We start from the raw sequence: 10,108 nt of genomic DNA on the forward strand, positions 1-10,108 counted from the left end.
CGGTGGGGGCTAGCGGGAGGGCGCGGTCGATGGACGCCCTCATCTGCTGCACCGAGGAGGGCATCAGGTGGGCGTAGGTCCTCAGAAGAAGCACCCCTCCATCGCCGTGCCCCATCCAAAGCGAGACGGCCTTGGGGCTCTCGCCTTTGGCCATCAACACGGACGCGAAGTACCGTCGCAACATATGCGGGCCGTGCTCACGGAACGCCGCGCCCGACTGGCCCTTCGCCAGCTTCGGAACGATGCCCGCCCGCCTCAACGCGGATCGCCACGTCGGACGGAACGTACTGTCCCTTACTGGCCGGCCGCGGCTGGTGCTAAAGAACAGACGCGCCGCGACCAACTCGCCATCCACCCTTCCCCAGGGCAGCTTGACCTCAATCGGCGGATAGAGTCGCATGTGCTCGACCAGAAGGAGCTTGACGAGCCCGGCGAGAGGCACATCGCGCTCCTTGCCGCCCTTGGGTGGCGCGAACACCATCACGCTCTTCCGGTCCGCGCCCTTCAGCATCTTGAGCTGCCGCCGGACATGCACCACATCGAGCTCCCAGTCGATGTCGTCAGGGCCGAGCCCCAGGATCTCTCCCAGACGCAGCCCGATCCCGGCCCCAGCCGCCACCACAGCACTGTACCGAGCGTGAAGATGCTCGGCCATGGCGAAGACCTGTTCCGGTGTCCAGACGACGATCTTCCTCTCAATGATCTTCGGCAAGCTGATCGTCGAGGACCTGCACGGATTCTTCCTGATCAGTTCATCCTCGACCGCGGCGGCGAAGGCGAGGTTGACGTAGCTCATGGTTCCGTCGATCGTGTTCGGCGAGAGCCCCTTCTTCTCCATCGTGTTGATGAGCGCCTGAATCCTGCTCGGCCTCTTCGACAACTCCCCGATCGCCGTCGCCCCGATCACCGGATAGACGTGATCTTCCATGCGCTGTTCGATCAGCTCGCGGCTCGCAGGATCGAGTGAGCGAGTCTTGATCACCCCACGCGCGTGCTCCTCGAACGTGATCTTTCCGGCGTTGGGGTCGATGTAGGTGTCGGTGAGCACCTCCGCATCGACGATCTTCTTCCGGGCATCGATGGCAGTCTTCGTCGCGAACGATTCGCTCGGCCGGCCGCCTTCCAAGCGCAGCCGCCACCGCTTGCCCTTGCCATACCGCTGCGGATCCTTCTCCATGACCGGCTTGCCGCGGTCGTTGAGCAGGATCTTCCCGTCGGGGCCGCGCGCTTTCCGGTACCACCTATCTTCGATATGCGACATCCATCACTCCTTTCTGATGAACGCCTGGACTTCCTCGTCGAGAGTCCTGGCCGCCCGGCCCCGGTGCGCCGTGAGGCCGGCCGCTGCCGCCCCTGACTCCTCCGCGAGGTCGTCCCGCTCCGCCGACATCGTCCGGCCCCACAGATGGGCCGAGATGGCGGCGTAGACCTCGCCGCTCTCCTTGAGGCGAGTAGCGGCGCGATACTCCGCCTCGCCGGACGCGGCCAGGACCTCGGCGAAGGCCGGCGGCTGCGCGGGGATGCCCAGCTCGGCGCACCGCCCGCGGATCCGCTCCCACACCTCGCCCGGGTCGGATGCCCGCACGGCGAGCAGCTCGGCCAGCGGGAGAGCCATGTACCGGGACAGGTCAGCGGCGGCGATGGTCACCTGGTCGGACAGAGCGATGTCACCATCGACGAGCTCGCGCCAGGGCACGGGCCGGTCGAGCACCCAGCCGAGCACGACGGGCAGCAGCAGCAGCTCCTCGGCGCTGAGCGCCTTGTCGCCGCGCTCCAGTTGGGCGATTTTGCTGCGCGGCCAGGCGAGACCTGCGGCCCGCGCGGCGCGGGACAGGTCTTCTTGGCGTAGGCCAGCGGCCTCGCGGAGAGCGCGAACGCGCTCTCCCACGACGACTCTCAGCGGGTTTGCGTTCATCGCGTTACACGGTACTACGTTCGTGCGTATCGGAATAGACCGCTTGACAAAACGTTCACACCGTTCCATCGTTCTCAAGCGGTCGAAATCGAACCGCACGAGAGGGGGCATCGTGAGCGACGACACCGAGTACTGGACCACCAACGAGACCGCGGCCTACCTTCGCCGACCCCCCGGCACCCTCCGCCAGTGGCGGCACCGCCGCAAGGGACCACCGAGCTTCAAGCAGATGGGCCTCGTTCAGTACAACCGCGCGGAAGTCATCCGTTGGCAGAAGGAGCAGGAGGCGGCCGAGGAGGAACGGCGCGCATCGTGACCGAACACCAGATCACTCGACGCCGCCGAGCCTTTGATGGCTGGACGTACGCCATCTGCTCCTGTGGCGACTGGTCGCACCCGCACACCTACGACCTCCAAGCGCTCGCGGAGGCCATCGAGGCCCACCGCGCTGGCCCGACGGTCGGGCCGGAACTCCCGAAAGGGGAATCATGATCAGAAGGATCGTCGCCGTCTTGGCGACGTGCGTGTTCGCGGTCACCGGCTTCGCGGTCGGCACGGCCAGCGCAGGCACCGCGACCGTACGGCCGCACGCCAGCGTCACCAGCGAGTGCGGGCCTCTGGTGCTCGCCAACCCGACGCGCAGCCCGGCCGAGTTCCGCTGGCGGGTGGTCGGCCACGATCTACGGTCGGCGGCCGTCGCGCCGCGTACCAGTGAGCAGCGGTCGCTGCGACCGGAGTACGGCCAGGGCGCGCTGACCGTCCAGTGGATCGCGCGACTGCACGACTCGCAGGCCAAGGCCCGCGCTGTGCGTGCGGCGGAGGAAGCGCTGAAGGCGGCCCAGGCCGCGCGGGACACCGCCAAGGCGGCTCGGGACCAGGCCGAGGCCGCGCTGCCGGAGAAGACCGCGGACTGGCCAGGCACCTGGGCGGCCGAGCGCGACCGGCTGCTGGCCATCGTGAACAGCCCGCAGGAGGCCGAGGAGAGGAAGGCGACCGCACGGGAGAAGGTCGCTCTCATCGACACGTACCTCACTGCGGAGAACGCTCTGGCCGACGCCGTGGCGAAGGTCGCCGACGCCCAGGTCGCGCTGAACCGCGCCCGTAGCGGTGAGTACTGGACGCGGTGGTGGCGCGGCACGATCCGCGTGGACGCCTGCCCGACTCCGGGAGCGCCTCCCACCACTCCCACCGAGGAGCCGACCACGTCCGCTCCGACGCCGCCGGAGACCACCCCGCCGGCTGAGGAGCCGGAGCCCGAGCCTGCGCCGACGGCCACGACCACGACCGTTCAGCGGGTCGTGCGGGTGATCAACGAGGTCCGGGTGCCGACGCGGATCGACACCGGCGGCGGGGGACTCGCCGCCTGACCCCGGCTGGGCGGCGGAGCCGCCCTCCCGCCGCCCAGCCTTTGAAGGAGACCTTCATGAACACCTCCGCCACGGTCACGCCATTCGAGGCGGGAGACGTCCCCGCATTGCGTCGAGACCTACTGGAATGGCTACGCGACGGCCGAGGACTGCACTATCACACGCTCACGTCGCAGCATGCGGGCACCATGTTGGGACTTCCGGAGTACGACGGCCACCCGGACCTAATGGCGAGCTTCGCCGAGATCCTCTGCGACCGGGAAGCTCGCTCACTCGCCGTCGCCGAGCTGTACTTCGTCACTGCGGAGATGACCGAGATTGTCCAAGCCGCCGCCGTGGGACTGCCCGCCTTTGTGCCAGATCGCGAGGACTTCCCATCCCCGGCCGGGCTCATCGTCTTCGAGACACCACTCGTTCAATACGACCGGCTCGAAGAACCGGCAGCGGTCATCGTGGAGAACCGGCTCGCGGCCGACTTCCGAAAGCAACCCTTTGAGACGGTGGGGATCACGGCCGCCACCTGGGGGCCCTACGACGGGGCCGGCCAATGGCAAAGCGGCGGTGTGCTCATGTCGTTCTACCGCGACCGCCGGGAGATGCTGGCCAACCTTCTCGACGACCGTATTCGGGGGGATGTCCGCGGCACGCTAGCACGCCTGATGCCTGACAACGAGTTCGCTTTCCAATTCACTGCGGGCCCGGAGCGCGCTGCTCGGGAGGCGGACCTGCGGCGCCACGACTCCCCCGCATTCACTTCTTACTGGGCCAAGCATCTGATGGCCACCTTGCTGCTTATGCGTCAACCGCTGGTGTACCAGCGCGCCGAGACAATCCGGCGGAACCTGCGCCGCCAACTTCAGCGGGCCGGTTACCCCACAGGTGACGTACGGGTTCTCGATGCCCGGCCACGCCGGTATGAGCGTGTAGCGAGCGATGGTACTGAAGCCGCGGCCGGTGAGCGGAAGCTCGGCGTCCGGTTCCCGGTCGCTGGCCACTGGCGAAACCACTGGTACCCCAGGCGTCAGGTTCATCGCCCGCTGTGGATCGATGAACACTGGCGAGGCCCAGAGGATGCGCCGATCGTCCACCAGGAGCGCGTCCGGGTCCTACGGGCCCACTCGGACGCCAAGCACTAACACCTCATCCATCGTTCTCAAGATACGGAGACTCTGATGACTGACCAGCGAAGTCCGCTGGCCCAGGCCGACGACGCGAAGCAGCGCCGCGACCTGTACGGCGAGGTCGCCGCGATCAAGGCCGGCTACGAGGTGCTCACCTCCGCGCCATGGTACCCGGCCCGCGTCGGCGACATCTTGCACGTCCACTACGAGGCTGCCGGCGACGTGGCCGCGTGGGGGGAGACGTACATCGTGAGCGATGCCAGCGACGGCCTGGAGCTGCACCTGCTGGCGCACACTGCCGAGGACGACGACGCGGTGGGGGCCTACTCGCCCGGCATGCCCGACGACCCGATCATGGAAGCGTGGATGGAGGCCGGCCCTGGCACCCTCACCGTGGTCCGTGACGGGCGCGTGATCCACCCCGCAAGGGAGAGCTGATGGACAGGCTCGTGTCGTACTTACTGCTCGCAGGCTGTCTGTCGGCGCTCCTGGGCGTGGCGCTCGCCGCCGCGCTGGCCGTGTTCTTCGTCTCGGACGCGCGGCACAGCGTGCTCACCGCGGCGCTCGCCGGCGAGGAGACACCACCCAGCGAGGAGAAGCCACAATGACGAAGATCGTTTTTCTGGACACCGAAACCACCTCGCTCGATGACGAGCGCGGGGAGGTGTGGGAGATCGCCGCGATCCTCCGCCGGCCGGGCGCTGCGGACGCCGAGCATCTGTGGCAGATCCGGCCGACTCTCACGACCGCCGACCCGATGTCGCTCAAGATCAGCCGATACTACGAGCGACGCCTTCTCGACATCCACGCGCCTGGCGAGGCGGTCGAGCTGGCCAGCCCCTACCTCAATGAGCTGGAACGCCGCGGTGAGGAAACGCCTCCGGCCCTCATAGGCGCGGCGAGGGTGGCGTGCAAGTTGGCTGAGCTGCTCGCCGGGGCCCACGTCGTCGGGGCAGTGCCGGACTTCGACTTCCGGTTCCTGCGTCGCTTCCTGCGCACTCACGGCGAGTGCTGGACAGCGCACTACCACCTGATCGACGTCGAGGCCCTGGCGGTCGGCTACCTGGAGGGCGTCGCGGGCGGCAGCGGCATAGACGAGCGCCGAGGCGTGACCGTCCCACCGTGGAAGAGCGTGGAGCTGTATCGGGTGGTGGGCGTCAACCCTGACGGGTACGAGGCTCACACCGCGCTGGGGGACGCCCGGCTCGTCCGCGACGTGTACGACGCGGTCATGAGTGCGCCATGAGAAAGATCCCCACAATGTTCCTCCGGGACTGGGACAACCCGCGGCACATCACCCGGGAGCCGAACCCGGACTGCGCCTGGGTGTTCGACGGCGAAGGCATCGTCACCGTGAAGTGGGACGGGACGTGCATGATGCTCGACGACGACGGGCAATGGTGGGCTCGACGCGAGGTGCGCCCAGGCAAGGCCCACCCTCCCAACTTCCTCCTCATCGAGGAGGACGAGAAGACCGGGAAGGCGTACGGCTGGGAGCCGATCGAGCAGTCCTCGTTCGCCAAATGCCACGCTGAGGCCATCGCCGTGTCGGGCCACGAATTCGCGCCAGGCACGTACGAACTGGTCGGCCCAAAGGTCAATGGCAATCCCGACAAGTTCGCTGGTCACGTCCTTATGCGGCACGGATGGGCGCCCCTGAGCCTCCGCGAGGATGCGAAGAGCGCGCCACGCGACTATGACGGGCTCGCGGTGTGGCTCGGCGAGCGCCACATCGAGGGACTGGTGTGGCACCACCCCGACGGCCACATGGCGAAGATCAAACGGCGGGACTTCCCCACAGGCGGTGCCTCTTGACCGCGCCGACCGCCGACCAGCTCGACGAGCTGCGCGAGCTCCTCGACCGGCTCCCGGCCGGTCCGTGGCACACCACGGACTGCGAGGGCCGGATCGAGGTATGGCAGGAGTCCGCGCTGACTCGCGTCACCCGCGACGAGCACGGCGAGATCACCGGGTACAGCACGCCGAGTGCCTACCTCGCCAGCCACCTCCTGTACGAGCGCTACGTGGACACATGGGACCGTGGTGAGCGGGACGGCGAGGATGACGATCTGCGACGCGACATCGCCGAGCTGCTCGCCGCCGCGCGCAACGTGCTGCCCGGCCTGCTCGCCGAGATGGAGCGGGTGCGCGCCCTGGCCCGCGACCTCACCGATCCGGGCGAGTGCCGGTACGACCACCACGGCCATTGCCAGCCGCACGGCTGGACGCAGGCCGAGCCGCGATGTCCGCATGCTCGCGCCCGGGAGCTCCTCCGGGAGGAGACGGCATGAAGCGCGCCGTCGTCCTCCTGGCGCTCGCGGTCGCGGCGTGCGGCGCGCCTGCGACGTCCAGTGCTCCGCCACCTGCGCTGCTCACGGTCGCCAGCCCGACAGCCACGCCGAGCAGCGCCGTGGCCACGCCGGTCCGTATCGAGATCCCAGCCATCAAGGTCCGCGCGAAGCTGGTCACGCTGGGCTTGACCTCTTCGGGTGCGATGGAGACTCCGCGGTACGGTTTGGCCGGCTGGTACGGCGAAGGGCCGCGGCCGGGCGAGGCCGGCCCCGCAGTGATCGCGGCGCACGTGGACTCGAAGTCGGGACCGGATGTGTTCGCCCGCCTGCGCGAGCTGGAGAAGGGCGCGAAGGTCGTCGTCACCGACGCCAAGGGACGCACCCACGAGTTCGTCGTCGAGCGCTCCAGGCAGACCCCGAAGGAGGAGCTGCCCGCCGAGGAGATCTGGGCACCGACGAAGCGCCCGGCGCTGCGGCTGATCACCTGCGGCGGCAGCTTCGACCAGGCCAGCGGCCACTATCGCGACAACGTCACGGTGTTCGCATCCGCGGCGAGGTGATGCCGAGCAGCAAAATCCCCAGGTGATACTCGGGGTTTTGTTCGCTCACTAGGCACATTTACGGATGTTCGTGACGTTATGGATGGATACGATCCAATCTCGCCATTGGCGACCAGGCGAGGGCTTGGCCGCACGACCAGATGAGCGCTTCCCAGCAACTCTGGTCGTGCGGCCACCTTCATCATCGCAGGCGTCCACAAGCAGGTGGGCCTCGGCGGCGGGACGCAGGCCGGGAAGCGCATCACGCCCCGCCGGGGTCTACTCTTCGGCCGGCTCGTGCGAGAGAGGCATCGCCAGGGGGTGGCCCGGCCCCGGTATGCAGGTGTCCTCGCTCAGGCGAGGTACGGGGTGGCCCTTGTCGTCTACGCCGGCGAGCCGCCAGTTGTAGCCGTAGACGGTGTAGATCCCATAGATCTGCTGGCCACAGTGGCAGCACTCGGCGAGGCGATCGGCGGGCCCGAAGGCCCATGGGTGGGGAACAGGCTGCATGTCGTACCTCGCAGATCTATGCCGTGAAGGCGTGATGGTGAGCCTCGGCGGGACGCACAGGCCGGGAAGCGCATCGCGCCCCGCCGAGGGGTCTCAGGTGGGCAGGGCGGCTCGATGGACACGGTGGCCGTGCCAGATGCGCAGCCACCCGGGTGGAACGAAGGGCTCGGGCGCGAGCAGCGCACTCACAGCGCGCCGCCACCACGGCTCCGCTCGGCGGCATTGTGCGCCCTGCGCCTGGATGTCCACGAGTTCGGCGATGCGGTCGCCGTGAGCCAGGACCGCGGCCTTGTCGCTGGCCAGCTCGATCCCCCACGAAAATGCCAGGAACGCCACTCGGAGAGCGATCGCCAGCGTGATCGCCGTCCTGGGGGCGGCGGGGGCCAGCGCGCCGACGACGACGAATCCGAAGACATTCAGGAGCAGATATCCGATGCCCCACCACCCGCTGCGGAGGGCGCGGCGCTCCGCGCGGGCCAGCAGGACCCGCAGCAGCGCCGGGTCGGCCTCGTGCAGCAGATCATGCCCCACCATCACCACGTGGCGGTAGGCCCCGCCGGCCTGGTAGGGCAGGATGCTGGAATCCTCGATCTTGAGCCGCAGGTTGCGCGGCCTCCCGCCGACGGCATACGTGATCACCTCGAAGGCGACCAGCGCGGCGAATGCGAGCAGTGCGGGACGGTAATCACCGTCAGTGAGCAGGCGCAGGACGATCCCGAGAGCGGCGCACAGGAGCGGTGTCCCGTAGAGGAGGGCGAACCTCTGCCCGAGGCTGCGGCGCTGAGCGTAATGGTGAGCGGCGTACTCGGCGAACGAGACGGCCTTCTTCGGCCTGCCCGCGGGTGGCGGGGAGTGGTGGTGGTCATGAGGTCATGTCCCGGGGGTCTCTTGGTCGGTGGGTGCCCGGCCGGCCAGTGCAGAGCCGGCTGGGCAGTGGGCGGGCGCTGGCGTCAGGTGATCCGATGTCGCAGCCAGGAGCGGCCGGATCGGGCAGCGTGCTGGAATGCGGCTTGGCTGGACTCCGGCGCGTGCGCGGCCTTGTAGAGGCGAAACAGCGTCCACAGCGCGATCAGCCTCGTCACCTGATCACCGGGCGCGGCCTGCCACACGGCGAGGTTCGCCAGTAAGGACTCGGTACGCCGCACCGTATGGCCCGCGGAGATCAGCCATGGGGCGAACATCGCGAACTCGACCCATGGCGGGCCCTGGCAGGCGGCGCCCCAGCCGAACACGAACATGCTGGGACTGACCCCGTTCGGCTCGACCACACGGAGCGCGCCGGGGTGCAGCGCGAAGTGCAGCAGCGTGCTGTCTTCCAGGGCTCCCACGTCGAAGCCGTCGAGCAATTCGGCATACATGGCCCGATCGCCCGCGGGCATGACGCTCTGATCATCAAGTATCGCGTGCGCCTTGCCCAGCAGGCCGCCGACGTGGTCGGACAGCAGCGGCACGCCGGGCGGGCCCGGTGTGAGCAGGTCGCCGAGGCATGCGACCGTCTCTAGGGCCTTCCGCACGTCCGGTGAGCCGGGCGACAGGTCCGCCGCCCGCCCGTCGATGAACGGGTGGGCCATCGCGATCCACCCGTGATCGGTGCTGGACCACTGCATCCGCGGAGTGGGCACCGCGACGGGCAGCACCAGGCCGACCTGGCGTTCCCGCTCGTAGACGCGCGCGATGGGGTGGCGTGCGGGGCACGCCTTGAGCCACGTACTCCGGCGGCTCTCGTGCAGGAGGCGGATCCCTGCGCCGGCCGCGTGCCCGCGAACTGGGGTGGTCTTGATGACCGGCCCTAAGTGCGTCTCCACGTCGTCGCGGAGCGGCTGCGGCAGCCGCTCCCATTGGATACCCATATTCCTATTTCTTCTTTGGTGGTTTCGGCAGCTTCTTCAACTGCTTCTTAATGCTGATCCTCTTTGCGAAAGCTTTATTACAGATTGGGCACTCTCCACACTTTCCGGGGCCACGGCACGTCATGTGCCCGCAATCTCGACAAAAATCGTTCGGACCAATGGTCACTCGGTGCGCTTTCCGTGGTCAGGCTGCGCCTAGGCTCATCAAAATGCCCTGCTGCACAGTGAGGGCGGCCAGTAACTCAAATGGCCCCGGCCGGGCAAAGTCGGGCAGCACGCCGGCCGCAATCTGCTCCGGTGTGGGCGGGACACGCTTGGTGGCCCACCACCAGCCGTCGCGTACCACTAGGGCCCAGCCGGGAAATGTGGCTTCCATCGAGGCGAGGTGGACGCGATGGCCGGGGGTCAGCGCGTCCACTGCACGCTTCGTCGGGGAGTGCGCGGGCGGGCGGCGGGTCGTGGTGTGGTGGGCCGCCCGCCCGCGCGGGCACAGGGGCCAGCGGGTCCCTGTGCGG

The 10,108-nt window shown here is 68.4% G+C and carries 15 protein-coding genes; 9 read left to right on the forward strand and 6 right to left on the reverse strand.

Translation table 11 applies throughout. The features are described from left to right. Both C1I98_RS28560 and C1I98_RS28565 read right to left on the reverse strand, forming a co-directional pair. On the reverse strand, positions 1-1,261 hold a 1,261-nt coding region (locus C1I98_RS28560; RefSeq protein ID WP_111170499.1), incomplete at its 3' end, for a tyrosine-type recombinase/integrase. A 3-nt stretch (positions 1,262-1,264) separates the two neighbouring features. Next, positions 1,265-1,915, reverse strand: a complete 651-nt coding sequence (locus C1I98_RS28565) for a helix-turn-helix domain-containing protein (protein WP_158558220.1) — start codon at positions 1,913-1,915, stop codon at positions 1,265-1,267. A gap of 112 nt (positions 1,916-2,027) precedes the next feature. Here C1I98_RS28565 and C1I98_RS28570 point away from each other — a divergent pair, with 112 nt between their 5' ends. The 9 genes from C1I98_RS28570 (at position 2,028) to C1I98_RS28605 (ending at position 7,254) form a co-directional block, all read left to right on the forward strand. Beyond that, the gene (locus tag C1I98_RS28570) at positions 2,028-2,231 is read left to right on the forward strand and encodes a helix-turn-helix domain-containing protein (protein ID WP_111170501.1); all 204 of its coding nucleotides are present in this window, start codon (positions 2,028-2,030) and stop codon (positions 2,229-2,231) included. Between the two features lie 172 nt (positions 2,232-2,403). Next, positions 2,404-3,282 carry a hypothetical protein gene (locus tag C1I98_RS28575; RefSeq protein WP_111170502.1) on the forward strand — a complete coding sequence of 293 codons (879 nt, stop codon included), beginning with the start codon at positions 2,404-2,406 and terminating at the stop codon, positions 3,280-3,282. 56 nt (positions 3,283-3,338) lie between these two features. Then, entirely contained in the window at positions 3,339-4,418 is a 1,080-nt protein-coding gene (locus C1I98_RS28580) for a hypothetical protein (protein ID WP_111170503.1), read from the forward strand. 36 nt (positions 4,419-4,454) lie between these two features. After that, the gene (locus C1I98_RS28585; protein WP_111170504.1) at positions 4,455-4,841 is read left to right on the forward strand and encodes a hypothetical protein; all 387 of its coding nucleotides are present in this window, start codon (positions 4,455-4,457) and stop codon (positions 4,839-4,841) included. Beyond that, complete coding sequence (locus tag C1I98_RS41795) at positions 4,841-5,011, forward strand: hypothetical protein (RefSeq protein WP_158558221.1); 171 nt, start codon at positions 4,841-4,843, stop codon at positions 5,009-5,011. The genes C1I98_RS28585 and C1I98_RS41795 overlap by 1 nt, the downstream gene beginning before the upstream one ends. Beyond that, positions 5,008-5,649, forward strand: a complete 642-nt coding sequence (locus C1I98_RS28590) for a 3'-5' exonuclease (RefSeq protein WP_111170505.1) — start codon at positions 5,008-5,010, stop codon at positions 5,647-5,649. Before C1I98_RS41795 ends, C1I98_RS28590 begins: the two co-directional genes overlap by 4 nt. Continuing rightward, complete coding sequence (locus tag C1I98_RS28595) at positions 5,646-6,218, forward strand: RNA ligase 1 family protein (RefSeq protein ID WP_111170506.1); 573 nt, start codon at positions 5,646-5,648, stop codon at positions 6,216-6,218. The genes C1I98_RS28590 and C1I98_RS28595 overlap by 4 nt, the downstream gene beginning before the upstream one ends. After that, positions 6,215-6,694, forward strand: coding sequence for a hypothetical protein (locus C1I98_RS28600; RefSeq protein ID WP_111170507.1), 480 nt, complete (start codon positions 6,215-6,217; stop codon positions 6,692-6,694). The genes C1I98_RS28595 and C1I98_RS28600 overlap by 4 nt, the downstream gene beginning before the upstream one ends. Next, positions 6,691-7,254 (forward strand): class F sortase, encoded by a 564-nt coding sequence (locus tag C1I98_RS28605; protein ID WP_111170508.1) that lies wholly within the window; start codon positions 6,691-6,693, stop codon positions 7,252-7,254. Before C1I98_RS28600 ends, C1I98_RS28605 begins: the two co-directional genes overlap by 4 nt. A gap of 258 nt (positions 7,255-7,512) precedes the next feature. Here C1I98_RS28605 and C1I98_RS28610 read toward each other — a convergent pair whose 3' ends face one another. The 4 genes from C1I98_RS28610 to C1I98_RS28630 form a co-directional block, all read right to left on the reverse strand. Continuing rightward, a complete protein-coding gene (locus tag C1I98_RS28610) occupies positions 7,513-7,743 on the reverse strand; it encodes a hypothetical protein (protein WP_111170509.1) in 231 nt (76 codons plus the stop codon). Between the two features lie 93 nt (positions 7,744-7,836). Continuing rightward, positions 7,837-8,382, reverse strand: coding sequence for a hypothetical protein (locus C1I98_RS28615; protein ID WP_111170510.1), 546 nt, complete (start codon positions 8,380-8,382; stop codon positions 7,837-7,839). Between the two features lie 311 nt (positions 8,383-8,693). Then, on the reverse strand, positions 8,694-9,593 hold the full coding sequence (locus C1I98_RS28625; RefSeq protein ID WP_111170512.1) for a phosphotransferase family protein: 900 nt from the start codon (positions 9,591-9,593) through the stop codon (positions 8,694-8,696). A 184-nt stretch (positions 9,594-9,777) separates the two neighbouring features. Continuing rightward, positions 9,778-10,011 carry a hypothetical protein gene (locus C1I98_RS28630; RefSeq protein ID WP_111170513.1) on the reverse strand — a complete coding sequence of 78 codons (234 nt, stop codon included), beginning with the start codon at positions 10,009-10,011 and terminating at the stop codon, positions 9,778-9,780. Positions 10,012-10,108 lie beyond the last annotated feature (97 nt).

It is taken from the genome of Spongiactinospora gelatinilytica (assembly GCF_003236385.1).
GTDB lineage: Bacteria > Actinomycetota > Actinomycetes > Streptosporangiales > Streptosporangiaceae > Spongiactinospora > Spongiactinospora gelatinilytica.